We start from the raw sequence: 15,625 nt of genomic DNA, 5'->3' as shown, positions 1-15,625 counted from the left end.
TTTCAAGGGTGATTAGCGTCTCATGGAGCAAATCGTTAATGTATTATTATAAAAATGAAACGATGTTTCAATTTAAATTATATAAATTATCCTATTTATTTCAGTGAGTTAATGTAAAGCCACTCATGGAGAACATCATGGCCAAGGGTTCAAGCATTCAGTTTAACTTCTCTACATTTAAGGATCCGAAAACCGGCGCCTCTGTTACACGCTTAACGCCTCCCGATGTCCTGTGCCATCGCAATTATTTCTATCAGAAATGTTTTACCAACGAAGGTAATAAAATACTTTTTGCGGGGGAGTTTGATAAAAATCGCAACTACTATCTTCTTGATTTAAGTTCGCAAAAAGCCGTTCAACTCACAGAGGGGAAAGGTGATAACACTTATGGCGGCTTCCTTTCACCTGATGATAAGTTCCTTTATTACGTTAAAAACGAACGTAATCTATTACGCGTTAACTTAGATGATTTAAGTGAGGATGTTGTTTACCAGGTACCAGATGAATGGGTTGGATACGGTACTTGGGTGGCAAACAGTGAATGTAATAGTTTAGTTGGCATTGAAATCAGCCGTGAAGACTGGAAACCGCTGCCTGACTGGACCATATTCCAGGCGTTTTATCACAGTAATCCACACTGTCGTCTGCTAAAGATTGATCTGCTGAGTGGCAAATCGAAGGTAATACATGAGCGAAATGAATGGCTAGGACATCCCATTTATCGGCCGTTTGATGATAATACCGTCGCATTTTGTCATGAAGGACCTCATGACCTTGTTGATGCACGCATGTGGTTAATGGATTCAGAGGGCAATAATGTCCGTAAGGTAAAATCACATGAGTCCGGTGAAAGCTGTACACATGAGTTTTGGGTGCCTGACGGATCGGCGCTGATTTACGTGTCGTATCTTAAAGGTCAGCATGACCGATATGTGCGCCGCTATGATCCGGTCACTCACGAAGATACGTGCTTGATGAAGATGCCTGCATGTTCGCATCTCATGAGCAATGAAAACGGCACAATGCTCGTCGGCGATGGCTCTGGTACTCCTGTGGATGTACAAGACACTACCAGCCATACGATTGAAAATGATCCGTGGTTATATTTATTTGATGTTAAAACACGCCAATATACGCCGCTTGCGGCACATAATAGTTCATGGCGCGTTCTAGATGGCGATCGCCAGGTCACTCATCCTCACCCTTCTTTCTCCCCAGATGATCGTCATGTCCTGTTCACCACAGACTATGAAGGATTACCTGCGTTATACCTGGCAGAAATCCCTGATGCGATGCGTCAAGCTCTCAGAGAATAACAGCGACAATCAGGTTAAGCTCAATCAAACCAATGGCGACGGTCATCACCGTCGCGTTTTGGTAGAGAATAGATGTTATGGATGAGGTACCCGCTGACATCTCTCTGCTATTAAGCGAATTTAATCAACACCATGCCCACTAATAACAATCCCACGCCTAACCAGCCTCGGGAACTCAATCGTTGCCCGAATAAAATCCAGCCAGCGGCGACCGTAGCGACCAATCCGAAACCGCCCCAAAGCGCATAGGCGACAGACAAATCGATGCCTTTTACGGCCTGAGCCAGCGCACTGAACGCGGTCAATACCGCGATAAGTGACAATACACCATACAAAGGGCGGCGAAAGCCATGGGAAAACTTCAGAAAAACATTCGCTATGATCTCTAATCCAATCGCCAAGGCTAACCAGGCAATATGCACCCAATTAAAGGTGGCCATGTTGCACCTCCTTGCGCGCTAGCGTGCCAGATTTAATCAATACAATGCCCGCAACCAGCGTCATCAATCCGGCGATTTTCATAGCGGATAACGCTTCCTCAAACAGCATTACACTAAACAGCGTAATAAACAGAATGCCAACACCTTCCCACATTGCGTATGCCACACCCAGCGCAATGCGCTTAATGGCAAACGACAGGAAAATATAAGAAAGCGCGATCATCACTAACATAAAAATATAGCCTGCACTGCCACCATTAACAGTGGCCCATTTCATTGAAACGGTGCCAATAATTTCCGACGCAATTGCCAGCGCTAATAAAATCCAATAGAACATGATTTCTCTCCTAAATGAGAAATAATGGCCAAGCACGCAAAAAAAGGCGCATTAGCCCAGTTAAATTTAAAAAAACAAAAGGAGAGAAAGGAACTACAGTCCGAAACGCCAGTGCTGATCGCAGATCAGGCGGTTTGAGCCAGAGAGAGATAAAGAGAGTTGAGCCATTATTGAAGCGAACATTTTGTCCATAATTTTACAACTTATCCACGTTGTTGCTTTTCGTCAGTGTGGATGAAAAATTGTCCTCTGTCGTTATACACGCGCTTATTCTCGCATATGTGAAATTATATTTTAAGGGATTTTCATTTCTTTACGTCAGCTCGTTTAATAATCTGCGCGTCGGTTCCCTTCTTCCATTCTAATTAACCAAACTGAATAATAAACATTAAAATTCTAACATCCTTAACATTCAGGCCTGTTAAATAAAATTTTAATAACAAGAAGGCTCAGGCGACGTCAAGTCATGCCACAACACACTACGATCTTTGCTTCATTTTCAGTACTTATCAAGCGCACCAACAGAGTGACGGGGTCAGCCTGACACGATTGATAGGTTGTTATCTTAAGGACAGTTCCCCTATGCTAACCTTGAGCGACGTCATTGAGCCCAGCATTAACCTGAATTTCTGCACTGGCCCTGTTCACCAAACAGGGCCAGTGCAGCAGGTCGCGCAACGTTTCAGCGAAAATCCACAACGCAATATCTTGTATAGGCTGAGGCGTCCTAATAGGCGTTTTTCAAGATATGCAGGGCATCACGTCCAGATTGCATAAGGTTGAACAACCCGTTTTTGCCAGCACTCAGGTATGACCGAAATCCGCCTTAATGTCGCTTTTTTAGCGAAAGTTATTTAGGGGCATAAGAGAGATAACCCGCCACACCGCCCTTCCCACCATCTTTAGGATGATTATTCCCATCACTTACAATGACCGATGTAAAATCAAACGGCGATATTCCTTTAATGCAGGCAACATTGACACCAAATTTTTCAGGATCAGAACGGCTCTGATGAAATGTATAGATACCGCAAACTGAACAGAAATAATGTGCAACTTCTCGACTATTAAAGCGATATTCAGTGAGTTGGCTTCGCCCCTCTGTTACTTCTACGCCTGCGGCATAGACAACCACGGCACCACGCATACGGCAAAAAGAACAGTTGCAGCGCCGGACTGAGTCAAACCCGTCTATCAGTTCCACAGTGAAAGCGACCGCACCACAATGGCACTGAGCAGGCATTTTATCTGGCATAGCAATCTCCCGGTGATGTTCGGTGAAATTATTCGACACGCCATAACAGGGCTTACTTCTGTAGAATTGGCGTTTTACCTAATAATCTTATGCTGAGTAAGGCAAAAGATACAAACGTTATACTCACGTGTTCACGTTGCCGACGTAGCGTTACTATCGTTTAGCGCCGTATTAATCTTATATCTTTTGTGCTGGCAACTATCTGTATTCATAGAATTTCTGGTATAAAACATTTTTCGGTCAGAGTTAAAATATGAAAAATCCTCTTTTTTGCCAGAAATAGCATGGGATTTAATAAATCTTAGAAATTATTATATAGCTCATGCCTTATATAGGATTTTTCATAGATACCCGTTTGCACGCCTGTGTCTCTCATCAATATAAACTCAGATGGGCAACTATTGTGAAATCAATCTTCGGCATGATTTTCAGGTGATTTATAAAAAATAAACCAATGAGAAATAAGATAATCACATGGCATTGAATTATGATGTTAGATCTGTGATACAACCCTGTTTATAAAAAGCCAAATAGCGCCTTATAAAAAAGATAATCTCTTAAGATGTGATATCGGGAATGTCGAAGCGATCGCCACGCGTGGTAGGTTGAGAGATAACAATAAACTCAACCGGGTTATTTGAATCGTTTCTGGCCTGATGTTTTGTCTCGGGAGGGATTTCAATTCCCTGCTGGGCTCCGATCTCATGTTTCTCTCCTTCCAGTTCCATTGTCAGGATGCCTTCAAGAACGAAAAAAAACTGTCTCGAGACAGCGTGATAGTGCCTTTTTTCCTGTGTGCCGGCAGGCATTTTCTCATGAATAACGAGCATATCCTGGTTTTTGACCAGGTACCATCCATCGCATTTATCACCCCAAACGTAGTGCTCTGCATTATCCTTAGAAATCATTTTCACCTCAATTATGTCGAATTTTTATTTCACAAAATCAGTGTTTGCGCTAAACATCGAAAGCCTGAACGTCCCCGCATTACTAAGAGTCTTTCTTCAACGTTTAACCGAAACAGCAAAATCCTTGTTCATAAGCGCTTACGCTGGCCAGGCCTGCATAGCAGCCTGAACGACCAAATCGAGTTCGGCGCGTTCTGCGCCATCCACCGCAGCAACCGAAAGCCCTTGTAGGACCGTTGCGTAAAAGCGGGCGAGCGCAGCCGAATCAACAGTAGGCGGCAGTAATCCCGCCTCCACGTCGCACAATATACGTTGCTCCAGCGCCTCGCGTAGTTCAGCTCTCATCGTGCGCAACTCCGCAGCGATGTCCGCGTTTTCTACGCCAACCATGAGCATTCCGCTGGAAATCATACAACCAACCGGTTTACCCGGCTGCGTCACCGCTTTAACGCCGAACGCCAAAACGCTTTGTACCGCTGAACGGGCAGAAGGCATCGCCGCGATCTCTTCCACGGTTAGATTGCCCGCGGCATAAAGCCGTAAAGCACTTCGATAGAGATCAGCCTTGCTGCCAAATGCATGGTAAAGACTGGGCGGCGCTATACCGATCGCCTGACACAAATCGGTTATCGATACGCCTTCATAGCCATGCCGCCAGAAGAGATTCAAAGCAATACTGAGCGCGTCGTCCCGGTCAAACGTGGACTTGCGACCACGGGATTTCGAATCAGCTGTGGGAGAGGTATTCGTTGTCATTTGCGCATTATATCTGCTTGACACCTCTGCGCAAGAAAGTATTGTTTATCGCTCACTAAACAATAAGGGCGCCTCAGTACCCGCGCCACATTTTGAAAAAGGATGAAGATTTTATGATGAATGATCAGCAGGTTGTGATTATTGGCGGCTCAGAAGGGATTGGTCTTGCCGTCGCTAAAGCCGCCACCGCACTTGGCGCACGCGTGCTAGCCGTCGCAAGGACAAGGGAAAAACTCGAGGCCGCACAAAGAGCTGTGAATGGGCTGGAAATCCAGGTCGCTGACATCAACAACACAGAATCCCTTCAGGGACTCTTTGCTCAGCTCCCTTTTGTCGATCACGTTTATATTGCTGCGGGTAGCACCAAAGTAGGCAGTCCACTTGAAGCTGAAATCGGTGATTTTCGACATAAGTTTGATGAACGTCTTTGGGGCTCCGTTGAGGTGGTGCGTGCTGCGCATGGTCTTATGCGGCCTGGTGGATCATTTACATTTACCGGCGGGCTCTCATCAGACCGCCCCGTCAGCGGCGCATGGGTATCTGGCATTGCCACAATGGCAACTGAACAATTGGCGCGCGTGCTGGCGCTGGAACTCGCTCCCCTTCGCTTTAACGCCGTTGCACCCGGTTATACGGACACGCCAATGTGGGACACTATTTTCCCAGAACTCGGCGTGCGAGTACTCGATGAGGTCGCAAAGAAAAATCCCGTTCCTCGTCTGGTAACTGCTGATGAAGTGGCACAGGCGGTGTTGCTCCTTATGCAGAACAAAGCCATCACCGGTGAAACCATTCATGTGGATTGCGGAGCCCGCCTGGTCTGATCCCCTCTAAAAGCCATCAATGCTTTAAGCCATGCCGATAGATTTCGCTGAATGGAAGGAGAAGACAGCATGAATATTGAGAGTTTCGAACACCGAAGGGTAGTAGCTGGCGACATTAACATTCATGCCGTGATTGGCGGTAGTGGATCGCCACTTGTGCTGATTCACGGTTTTCCGCAAACGTGGTGGGAATGGCGTCACATGATGCCGCAACTTGCTAAACGGCACACTGTCGTGGCCGTTGATCTTCGCGGAGCCGGGCATTCTGAAAAACCTCAGGGCGGATATGACAAGCACAGCATGGCCAGTGATGTTCACGCCGTTATGACAACATTGGGTTTTACGAAATATGCAGTCTGCGGTCATGATATTGGGGCGATGACGGCTTTGGCGCTTGCCCTGACGCAGCGGGATGCCGTTACGCACCTGGCCGTGTTGGATGCATCTCAACCTGGCTGGAGCCGTTGGGTGCAAAACTCGCATGAGCAAAAGGTCTGGCATTTCGCCTTCCACATGAAACGTGATTTGCCAGAGTTATTGATACAAGGCCGTGAGCGGGAGTATGTCTCTGCCTTTATCTACGATCGGGCGTTTGATCATGGCGCGCATTCGGTTGATGAAATAGACACATTTGCGCGCGCGCTGGCACAGCCGGGAAACCTGAGAGGCGGTCTGGAATGGTACCGCGCCTTTCCGCGCGATCACGAAAATGCCCTTGTCTGGAAAGAAGAGCGGCTCTCCATTCCTGTGCTGGCGCTTGGGGGCGAGCATTCGTACGGTTCTCTGATTGTGCCAATGCTGGAGGAGTTCGCATCCAACGTGCGCGGTGGCAGCGTTTCAGGCTGCGGCCACTGGCTACCGGAAGAACAACCCGATGAAGTGGCAACGCAGGTAATGCAGCTTTTGTCCGCGTAATAGAGTGATGGCGCCGAACAGGTCGCCGTCATCCCTTCTTGTCGCCGGTTGCGGCCAGCCGCCAAATTCGCTCCCGAATCACCGTTTTCTCATGTTCATCCGTTTCAGCTTCTATTTCCCCAAACAAACCCCAAATTTCTTCTTCCAGTTTATTGCTCTCCTCATTGGATTTACTGGTTTTATCGACACGCTGAATCGTAAACCCATTACAGGGCATCACGACTACTGCATCATGCTTGATCATCATCACTCCCCTGATGCCGGTCATCGGCCACGCCAGATGCATACACCGTTAATCCCGGACATCATCAGATGTCTCAAGGTTAGTCACCGCAGGGAATCCAACAAGCGTAAGCGCAAAGAATTATCTGAGTCTGTTTTTTTATATTCATCCATTGAGAAGGTAATGGCTTAATGCCAGTCAAATGAGATGCAAGAGATGATGTCTTGACGCTACCTGCCAATGCCCTGGAACTGTCAACCTTGGCCTAATACCAGCGGGCGATCTTGGATCACCGTCTTCACCACCAACGTGGAAGTTAAACGTTGCGCCAGCGTAATCGGCGGCACCTGTTTAACGGCTTACTCAAAAGTGTTTACAGCTTGCTGCCGTATCAGTAAAAAAAGAGATGGATCACGTAGGCACGACTTAATTGTGCGACATCATTCTGGGTGAGAGTGTTGACTTCAAATGCGAAAAGGCCACCCTATTGGGCAGCCTTTCCTGAATCAATTCTGTTTATTTGGTCAGTTCGGCTGATACGTAAGCTTTGTTATCAACACGGGCGCCAGTAATTTTATATGAAGCGCCAATCTTATGAGCCTGAGCCGCAATTTTGGCTTCGGCACCGTCAAGTGTAGAAGCGGAAGCAGTAACGCTTTGTGCGAAGCTACCGAAAGAAACCAGGGTCAGGGCTGCAACTGCAACGAAAGTTTTGATAGATTTCATGGTCATTTCCTCAGTTAATTTTATACGGTGTGAGGCATTGTGCCTCGATGTGAACAATCATAGAGCTGAGGAAGCTTGATTAAAAGCAGTGCTATTTGCTCAAAGAAATCAAAAAATTTGAATATTCATTCGTGGTGTATAAACCTTAAAGCGTGAACACGGATTCAACACCAATGCATGGATCGACGCCTCAGAGAGTAAACATATTTGTTAGGTCCGCGAAAGTGACAGGCGTAAACGTAAAGGTTGAGTGGACGAGAAGGCTTTAAGCTAATAAAGAACCCGCAACTGATTGTTGTCAGGATATAGGACGCGCTTAATGATAGAAGTCATGACTCCCAAACGGTGTGCTTTGATTTATTGGTAAGCGTTATGTTAGAAGCTGTGCCGAGACCATTCTGAGGTTAAATGCTCTGCGGCACGGTTCATTCTAAATAGCAGCTTAACTGTTACGCTGTAACCTGTACTTACCAGAGAGCTGCTTCAATGAGTTTATCTTGCGCGATATAGACACGTTGTTTTAGATCTTCACTTTCATTGAAGCCCAGCTTTTCGGCCGCAAACTCTTCATTAATGAGCGCCAAAACAATTTTAGTTTTATTTTTTAACCCAACATGCCAGTTACCGTCGGGAAAAGTCGCAACCTGATTCTCTATCATTGATACACACTCAACTGCACTTTTACCCGCGGTAGAATTTAAATACGCACACATATCTACCTCTTTAACCAAAAGAAAAAATTATACCTTAGGTTGCCCATTCGAAGGGCTCTTTTATGAGCATTCACACCTTATGATTACGCTCAATTGAAGACGCGTAACTTGAAATGCCACTAACATTTTAAATTATCAAAACCAATAAAAAACCGGCTCGTAGCCGGCTTCTTAAATGTAATCATAAAGCAGAGAACTCAGCACCTTCCCCTGCCCTACTCAACGGCGTTATTTCATTGTCGCCAAAATTTCTCTAATTGAGCGGTCGATCTGATCTGCAATCTCTTTCGGCAAACGGCTGAACTCATACTGCACCGTGCGCTTCTCTTCATTGGTTTTACGACGTGCATAGGTATTAGCCGTGGTAAAACTTGCCAATTTTTCTGTAACTGCTTTATTGATCTTAACCGGCGCTTTTAGTTGCCGTTTCGTCGCCTTGAAGAATCCCAGGATCGCAGACTTTTTCTCGTCAGCATTGCTGGTGTTTGGCAACTCAGCTTCGGTGATCTTTTCCTTAACCTTCGCGATTACATCTGTAATGTCGACAGCTTCCGCTTTCGCCTCTTCCCAAACATCCAATAGCAGTTGATAGTCCTGAAGCGTCAATTCTGAAACCACCGGGAACAGCTCAATAAATTCCACTGGCACTGCGGCGGCTTGAAAAGCACGCGTCACCTTGGCATTAGAAATACCTTCAGCTTTGGCAATATCGCTTTTGCTCATGCCTGCTTCATGCAGCAACATGAAGCGCAAACCTAACTCGCGTAGGTTGTGCTCTTTAGCTGTCTGTATATCTGCAGCTAGCTGGCGCGCATCGCTGATGTCGAGTTCGTCTACGGTAGTCAGGATTTCAAGGCTGGCACCGGAGAAAAGACAAGCCGCTCGACGACGCGAACCATCCATGATTTCAACACGATCGCCCTTCATACGGCCAATCGCTGGAAAGAACTGCTGTAAGGTGATAGTCCGCGTAATGTCTTTAACGGACTCTTCCGTCAACGTTTTTTGGTCACGTCCATTGATCTGCGGATCAACAAAAGTTTTCGCTTCAATATCATCATGTGGCACTAACTGACGAACAAAGGTCGCTGTTTTTCCTGACTTCAGCGTGAAGACGCGAGACTGGCTACTGCTGTCGATCATACTCGCGATCGCTGATTGGCCAAGGGTTCGGCCGATGCGCTTTAGTTGTTTTGGATCGCTCACAGCGTGCTCCTGATATATTCAATGCGGTCAAAAACAGCCCGTGAGAACTGCTCAGCTTCATGTTTGGCTTTACGTAATGCGTCCGCACTACCAGGATAAGAAGAAGGATTTGCACTTATCACAGTATCAAAGGATTCACCGCAGCGCTCAAATCCATCCAATCGCGGTAAACCGCAGTCCAGCATTGATTTGGTAAAAACTTCGCGCGCGTAGCTCTGAGAGGTTAAATGGTCATGCTTAGACGTCATCTTCGACATAAAGCCAATATTAGCTTTAAGTCGCGGCTCAACCCCTTCTGACTCGATGCGCTCAAGCATTTCCGGTAGGCGCGTCAGGTACTTCATCGTTGAATGGAAATCAACTTGTGCAGGCGGTGTCGGTGTAAGCAGAACATCACTGGCGGCGATGGCATTCAACATAAAGGAGTCAAGATGCGGACCCGTATCAAGGAAGATAAAGTCGTAGTCGCCTGCCAGGCGATCAATCACATTTCGACGCAACACTTCTGAAGGTGCAACTCCTGGTAAATGTTCCGCAACCAGCTCTTCCCAATCGCTGGCCACAAAGCCGTCATCAATTGAAGCAGGTATAACATCGACGCCTGGCATGACTGTCGGTTTGATGAATTGAGCACGCAACTGATCCGCATCCAGATCGTTAAGCATCGCTTGGGCAGCCGTCTCGAGTACAGAACCGACGCTGTTGGTATGGCTTAAGAACATGGTGCTGGATGCCTGCGGGTCAAGATCGATGACCAAAATGCGCAAATCGTTGTGCAGCATGGACGGATGGGCGCGCATACCATGAGCAAGCGTGACGGTGCTGACGGTTTTAGACACGCCACCCTTGAGGCTCACCACAAATACAACGAATGGCCCTTCATGCTTATCGCGGTATTTTGGCACTTTGCGATGCTGATAGATGTCGATGACGTTTTGTAAGCTCAGTGCGTATTGTGAAGTGCTGCCCGTTTGCTTTTTACCAAACTGATAACCGGCTTCTTCCATATCATTTATGGCAGCAACGACAGCGTGTTTACTCAGCAAAGGCATGTTAGCTACAGCGTTACGGGAAAAAGTTTGATAAAAGCTTGTTTGATTAAATTCCTGCCGCTGCTGTTCAATGTGACTGCTTAACCCGTGCAACATGGAATTAGCACGCGTCGCCATCTCCAGCACACCACCGTAATCACGCTTCATAAGCACCTCAGTATTAATGTTTTTTGGCATACTACACAAAAAACTGAAATCTGCCAATTTTTTAGGAAAATCCCAAAAACTTGGATTTTTTCTGGCTAGGTGGATCAAAGCATGCAGTTTATTATTAGATGATTTCAAATTACTACTTTTGAATTAAGAGAAAGAAACTGACATTTATCATAAATAAGGTTCATAACGATATAACGCTAAGTCGCGTAACAAGGAAAATGCACATTTATTATTGACCTTTTCTTACAACAACAATTTGGCTGGCTGTTCTTACTGAAGCGATTTTATTGCTTTGTTGCAGTTTCAACACGCTTATAAGCAAGAGCTTTTCAGATCGAGAGCATTTCTTCTCTTTAGGGGAAATCAATGCTTCTATCTGTAATCATTTTAATACAGTAAATGATGCTTAGAAGGCTGCGTGTTTCGAGCATAACTTTTTGGGTTTATTCATAAGAGGGGGGTATCCAAATTCCGCTATCGTAAAGTCTTAAAGACGAGTGCAAAGAGGTGTTTTCATCATGAAAATTATAATATATTCCTTTAAATTCAATAGCATAGAATTAAAATGGTAAGGTGATATATTTTATGAATAATGAGATTAGAAGTATGAGAATCAAATGCGATTAGTCTCGACGGAAGGCTGTCGGTATTTGCTCCAGAGATATGTCAAAGAGGGTTAAATATCGTTAGGTGCTTCAAAAGAGGTAATGCCAAATCAGGTTTGTTTGACTACTTCATAGTAGTTGTCAACGTTGTAGAAACTCTACGCAAGTATCTTTACGCCGGTTAATTCACAGACGCCTTGGGTCACATTTTCTCTAGTCAACTTTATGGGTAATTCGGTTTACGTTGTAAAAAACGCATTCATTTGATGAACTAAAATTTAAAGCACAACTAAGTTGTGCGTCACGTCAAATCCTTCTCAACTATTCAAACGGTACACACAGACCTTATTTTATTGCTGATGACAACCAGGGAAGACATGTAAATGTCGCTGACTTATCACGCTGAAGGTAATTTGAAGCATGGAACTGCCATCAATAAGTAAAGCTTAGCTCCACAAGGTAAATTTAGCAGAGAGCAGTGCGGCTGTGCTTCAAAAAACAGAATAGTAGGAGCATATAACGTATGAGTACTTATGAAGATCATAGCTACTTAACAAGCGTGCATTTGACATGCCATATCTAACCTTGCAAACGAATTCCACCTTTATTAACAACCGGGTCAAAGCAGTGCTACGCAGGATAAAGAACGTGTAACGCCCGAAGCTTAATTCAATTCATAGTGATCACTTAAATCATTGGGTTGGTGAAACGAATCTGAAGATCACGTTTCGTAGCCTAACTCTATTCTTTCTTATAAAAAGTGAAGAGTCTGCTGTTCACTTCACGCTGTGTTTGCGAGTTATTATTGCTACATTCAGCACTATTAAAAAAGCATGCGGCTTGATAGCTAAGAGAAAAATTATCTAGAGTCTGGATCTGGCAACTTGGCCAAATGATGCTTAACGATAATAAATTTTTAAAAAAACTAAGATGCGAGCAAGTAATATTGCTGTGCCGTTCACATTCGCATTTCCTCATCAAAAAAAATCTGCTTTAGGTAGGTATACGCAGATATATATCTTAGTGATTTTACCCGTGAGTTTGAGCCACCAAACTGCAAATTGGTGCAATGTACCCTGTTTACTCGTACGCAATCGAAAACTTCAAAAGATTGATTAGGGTATTTTCATCATGAAAATCTCACAAAAACCCCTTATTGTCATATAGTTAGCGGCATATTCAAAGGGTGAAAAAGAAATGCTCTGCTGCTGGCATACGATTCTGGGTAATCGCTTTCTGCTGTAAATTATTGCTTTCAAAAGCTTGTTTTGTACGGCAGTGCGAGGATCTATTAAGTGATGGTACATGTATAGGCGTCACATAAGGATGAGCAAAGGGGAGGGCGGTTCGTTTGGATTTAACGACATATTCAATAGAGAAGATAAGCAGTGTGTTAAGCAGTAGATATGTTTAACGAGTTCTATTTCTAAAATGATCTGTTCTAATTTTTTAGTCTAAGCATGTGCAACACTTTCATGTCGGCGTTAAAACTGTTGATGTACGTACTGATGACGGATTTATTTCTATACGTAAAAAAGTTTTATCCACAAATCGAGTGAGAGCTAAGCATGATAAAAAGTGTAATGCCGTGTTGAGCGGGTGAAACTTACAGAGGCTCGACATAAGTGACCTGTATCTGAACATTTAGCCTCTTTGCAAAAGAGAAATCATATCGTTGATCCCCGTTATCAAAAGTTCTTCTCGCACCAGTCTGATCAATCCTATGTTCTCCCTCGTCTAATTTCAGAAAGTCGAAGCCTTCCTCATTACGTTCGTATATGCCTGTAAAGGGAAAATATCGTTATAAAAGTGTTTTTGGTTTTGCTCATCAGAAACGGCAAACTCAGGAACCAAGATCTTCCCATTTTAAAATGTCTATTGTCGTCATCTTTAAACTTAATTATCAGTAAGTTAATACGTTAACTTCACAGATATAATGAGCTATTGATTTAATTATGAACATCCTTAAAAACCATATATTTTATGTGGTTAAAGAAGTTGTCGATCAGAAAAGCATATTTGATGTATTTGAAAGAATTCTTTTGCCCGGTTTCAAACAATACAGGTTACGTTGCTCGTCATGCATGGACCTACCTTTGCGAAGGTAAAGTTTTAACGAATGTCACCTTTTTGAACAGAGTAGGGCGGTGTCAAAAACTGAGCGTTAAGGTGAAGGGTTGTTCAATCTGAAAAAATGTAGATTCACTGCCAGTACAGGCCGTTATCTTTGCGTCTTGGGTTGTCTCTTTTTGTATATCGCTCTCAAATATTTATGAATCACTTTTCCCCGTTATTCACAGGCTAGATCCAATCAGTCGATCCTATATAGATCATATATAGATCCTAAATAGATCCCCGTACCTTGGCAGCCCTTGCTGTATAAGGCCTTTAAGGGCTTCTATAACCACTATGGAGAGAAGATTAACCACTATAGGTAGTGAAACAACCACTGTAGCGAGTGTTACTAACCGCGCTGGAGAGTAGATGAAAACCACTATAGCGAGTAACTGTGCTTTTATCCTGTGCTTAACTTCTGGCTACGAAATGAACGAAATAACCCATCGCGGTTGAGCCTTGCAGTGAAGGATATTGAATTCGAAGAAAGTATGATGAAGATATGCACAGTTCCTGGTAACTATTTGAGCGAGTTATTCAATGGGTAGATCCAATAACAGATCCTCATAAGATCCCTATAGTTCCTATAAGATCCCCATGTGCAGCCATCCCTTGCCCTACCTGCCCTGAAAGGGGATCACTATCCACTGTAGTGAGTAAAGCAACCACTATAGCGAGGAAATAAACCACTGTAGTAAGTAGCCTAACCGCTACAGTGAGTGCTAGTATCCACTATAACCAGTAACGGCGATTATTAATTGTTCATATCACGGAATTTCCGATGCCGAAAAAAGAACAAGAAAACAATATGATAGCGGAAGCGTTTAGCGAAACTGACAAGCGAACCGGTGAAGTTATCAACCTTACACCCAATAGTAACAACACAGTTCAGCCCGTTGCCCTGATGAGACTGGGTTTATTTGTCCCTACGCTGAAATCCACGGCTCGAGGTCAAAAGAATCAACTCTCTTCAATGGACGTTACTGATGAGCTAAAACAGCTGTCGATCGTCAAATCTGAAGGCTATGAGAATATAAAGATCCTTGGTGCCCGGCTGGATATGGATAACGATTTCAAAACCTGGGTCGGTATCATTCATGCCTTTGCCAAATATAAGGTTCTGGGAGACAGCGTAACGCTTCCTTTCGTCGATTTCGCCAAGTTATGTGGCATACCCTCTGTGCGCTCCTCTGCGAAGCTCAGAGACCGTTTAGATTCGTCCTTGAAGCGTATTGCCACTAACACCATCTCTTTTTCAAACAAAGAGGGTGATACTTACATCACTCACCTTGTTCAGTCAGCAAAATACAGCGTCAAAAACGACAGTGTAACCTTGCAGGCAGATCCCAAAATCTTTGAGCTCTATCAGTTCGATAAAAAAGTCCTTCTTCAGCTAAGGGCCATCAATGAACTCTCTCGTAAAGAGTCTGCACAGGCGCTCTACACTTTTATTGAAAGCCTTCCTACCGATCCAGCACCAATATCGATGGCACGCTTACGCGCCAGACTTAATCTCACCTCACGTGCTATTACGCAAAATGCCACGGTCAGAAAGGCGATGTTGCAGCTTAAAGAGATTGGTTACCTGGATTACACAGAGCTAAAGCGTGGCAATACGGTTTACTTTGCCGTGCATTATCGCCGGCCAAAACTCAGGCCTGCAGACCTGCCGTTAAGCCTGCCTGATATTCATGATGATGAGCTTGATAACGAGCCGGACGTGAATGAGAAGGGCGGAGAGATGGTGATGCTTTCACGTGAAGAGATGGCGCTGCTTGAGAAAATCAGAAAGGGCAAAAAGAGTTAGCGCTTTCTTCAGAGAGCAAGCAATGCAAAAGCTATCCATTGTAGCGAGAGTAAGAAGGCTCACTAACCACTGTGATGAGTATTTTTGATCTCTTACCAAGTAACCGCTATAGCGAGTAACCAACCACTGTAACGAGGTATTTTACTCTTCATAGTGGTTATTCTTTTAAACCGCCCTGGTAACTACTAACCTGCCAAGCCATGTCACTACTCATGTTAGTAATCACTAACATGGCAACAACCACGCATTCATTCTGTAATTTCTCACTATA

The 15,625-nt window shown here is 44.5% G+C and carries 14 protein-coding genes; 4 read left to right on the top strand and 10 right to left on the bottom strand.

All coding sequences use genetic code 11. The annotated features are described in order from the left end of the window. Positions 1–137: 137 nt before the first annotated feature. Positions 138–1,316, top strand: a complete 1,179-nt coding sequence (locus SC127_RS10555) for an oligogalacturonate lyase family protein (RefSeq protein ID WP_332626248.1) — start codon at positions 138–140, stop codon at positions 1,314–1,316. A 110-nt stretch (positions 1,317–1,426) separates the two neighbouring features. Here SC127_RS10555 and mdtI read toward each other — a convergent pair whose 3' ends face one another. The 5 genes from mdtI to SC127_RS10530 all read right to left on the bottom strand — a co-directional run bounded on the left by mdtI (position 1,427) and on the right by SC127_RS10530 (position 4,925). Beyond that, entirely contained in the window at positions 1,427–1,756 is a 330-nt protein-coding gene (gene mdtI, locus SC127_RS10550; protein WP_215844931.1) for a multidrug/spermidine efflux SMR transporter subunit MdtI, read from the bottom strand. Next, positions 1,743–2,096 (bottom strand): multidrug/spermidine efflux SMR transporter subunit MdtJ, encoded by a 354-nt coding sequence (gene mdtJ, locus SC127_RS10545; protein WP_332626424.1) that lies wholly within the window; start codon positions 2,094–2,096, stop codon positions 1,743–1,745. The genes mdtI and mdtJ overlap by 14 nt, the downstream gene beginning before the upstream one ends. Positions 2,097–2,943: 847 nt before the next feature. After that, positions 2,944–3,348 carry a GFA family protein gene (locus tag SC127_RS10540; protein ID WP_332626246.1) on the bottom strand — a complete coding sequence of 135 codons (405 nt, stop codon included), beginning with the start codon at positions 3,346–3,348 and terminating at the stop codon, positions 2,944–2,946. 557 nt (positions 3,349–3,905) lie between these two features. After that, the gene (locus SC127_RS10535; protein WP_332626244.1) at positions 3,906–4,256 is read right to left on the bottom strand and encodes a cupin domain-containing protein; all 351 of its coding nucleotides are present in this window, start codon (positions 4,254–4,256) and stop codon (positions 3,906–3,908) included. A gap of 138 nt (positions 4,257–4,394) precedes the next feature. Then, complete coding sequence (locus SC127_RS10530) at positions 4,395–4,925, bottom strand: TetR/AcrR family transcriptional regulator (protein ID WP_332626242.1); 531 nt, start codon at positions 4,923–4,925, stop codon at positions 4,395–4,397. Positions 4,926–5,125: 200 nt separating this feature from the next. On the opposite strand from SC127_RS10530, the gene SC127_RS10525 reads away from it, so the two are divergent. Then, positions 5,126–5,836: an SDR family oxidoreductase gene (locus tag SC127_RS10525; protein ID WP_332626241.1), complete on the top strand. Its 711-nt coding sequence runs from the start codon at positions 5,126–5,128 to the stop codon at positions 5,834–5,836. Positions 5,837–5,905: 69 nt separating this feature from the next. Next, positions 5,906–6,751 carry an alpha/beta fold hydrolase gene (locus SC127_RS10520; RefSeq protein WP_332626239.1) on the top strand — a complete coding sequence of 282 codons (846 nt, stop codon included), beginning with the start codon at positions 5,906–5,908 and terminating at the stop codon, positions 6,749–6,751. Between the two features lie 28 nt (positions 6,752–6,779). Here the strand turns inward: SC127_RS10520 and SC127_RS10515 are convergent, their stop codons facing one another. From SC127_RS10515 to SC127_RS10495, 5 genes are all read right to left on the bottom strand, one after another. Next, positions 6,780–7,037, bottom strand: coding sequence for a hypothetical protein (locus tag SC127_RS10515; RefSeq protein ID WP_243079599.1), 258 nt, complete (start codon positions 7,035–7,037; stop codon positions 6,780–6,782). Between the two features lie 453 nt (positions 7,038–7,490). Then, complete coding sequence (locus SC127_RS10510) at positions 7,491–7,700, bottom strand: DUF1471 domain-containing protein (protein WP_215844950.1); 210 nt, start codon at positions 7,698–7,700, stop codon at positions 7,491–7,493. A gap of 467 nt (positions 7,701–8,167) precedes the next feature. After that, positions 8,168–8,413 (bottom strand): hypothetical protein, encoded by a 246-nt coding sequence (locus SC127_RS10505; RefSeq protein ID WP_215844951.1) that lies wholly within the window; start codon positions 8,411–8,413, stop codon positions 8,168–8,170. Positions 8,414–8,641: 228 nt separating this feature from the next. Beyond that, positions 8,642–9,556: a ParB family protein gene (locus SC127_RS10500; protein ID WP_332626422.1), complete on the bottom strand. Its 915-nt coding sequence runs from the start codon at positions 9,554–9,556 to the stop codon at positions 8,642–8,644. Between the two features lie 59 nt (positions 9,557–9,615). Beyond that, the gene (locus SC127_RS10495) at positions 9,616–10,818 is read right to left on the bottom strand and encodes an AAA family ATPase (protein WP_243079684.1); all 1,203 of its coding nucleotides are present in this window, start codon (positions 10,816–10,818) and stop codon (positions 9,616–9,618) included. A gap of 3,510 nt (positions 10,819–14,328) precedes the next feature. On the opposite strand from SC127_RS10495, the gene SC127_RS10490 reads away from it, so the two are divergent. Continuing rightward, complete coding sequence (locus tag SC127_RS10490; RefSeq protein ID WP_243079598.1) at positions 14,329–15,354, top strand: RepB family plasmid replication initiator protein; 1,026 nt, start codon at positions 14,329–14,331, stop codon at positions 15,352–15,354. Positions 15,355–15,625 lie beyond the last annotated feature (271 nt).

Origin of the sequence: Pantoea sp. T14 (genome assembly GCF_036663535.1) — a bacterium.
Taxonomy (GTDB): domain Bacteria; phylum Pseudomonadota; class Gammaproteobacteria; order Enterobacterales; family Enterobacteriaceae; genus Pantoea; species Pantoea phytostimulans.
This window is presented reverse-complemented; position numbering and strand designations above follow the sequence as displayed.

What these genes read in the sequence shown, in the direction of transcription:
- SC127_RS10555 (WP_332626248.1), top strand. Translation starts at nt 138, where the DNA reads ATGGCCAAGGGTTCAAGCATTCAGTTTAACTTCTCTACATTTAAGGAT.
- mdtI (WP_215844931.1), bottom strand. Translation starts at nt 1,756, where the DNA reads ATGGCCACCTTTAATTGGGTGCATATTGCCTGGTTAGCCTTGGCGATT.
- SC127_RS10540 (WP_332626246.1), bottom strand. Translation starts at nt 3,348, where the DNA reads ATGCCAGATAAAATGCCTGCTCAGTGCCATTGTGGTGCGGTCGCTTTC.
- SC127_RS10535 (WP_332626244.1), bottom strand. Translation starts at nt 4,256, where the DNA reads ATGATTTCTAAGGATAATGCAGAGCACTACGTTTGGGGTGATAAATGC.
- SC127_RS10525 (WP_332626241.1), top strand. Translation starts at nt 5,126, where the DNA reads ATGATGAATGATCAGCAGGTTGTGATTATTGGCGGCTCAGAAGGGATT.
- SC127_RS10520 (WP_332626239.1), top strand. Translation starts at nt 5,906, where the DNA reads ATGAATATTGAGAGTTTCGAACACCGAAGGGTAGTAGCTGGCGACATT.
- SC127_RS10515 (WP_243079599.1), bottom strand. Translation starts at nt 7,037, where the DNA reads ATGCATCTGGCGTGGCCGATGACCGGCATCAGGGGAGTGATGATGATC.
- SC127_RS10510 (WP_215844950.1), bottom strand. Translation starts at nt 7,700, where the DNA reads ATGAAATCTATCAAAACTTTCGTTGCAGTTGCAGCCCTGACCCTGGTT.
- SC127_RS10505 (WP_215844951.1), bottom strand. Translation starts at nt 8,413, where the DNA reads ATGTGTGCGTATTTAAATTCTACCGCGGGTAAAAGTGCAGTTGAGTGT.
- SC127_RS10500 (WP_332626422.1), bottom strand. Translation starts at nt 9,556, where the DNA reads ATGATCGACAGCAGTAGCCAGTCTCGCGTCTTCACGCTGAAGTCAGGA.
- SC127_RS10495 (WP_243079684.1), bottom strand. Translation starts at nt 10,818, where the DNA reads ATGAAGCGTGATTACGGTGGTGTGCTGGAGATGGCGACGCGTGCTAAT.
- SC127_RS10490 (WP_243079598.1), top strand. Translation starts at nt 14,329, where the DNA reads ATGCCGAAAAAAGAACAAGAAAACAATATGATAGCGGAAGCGTTTAGC.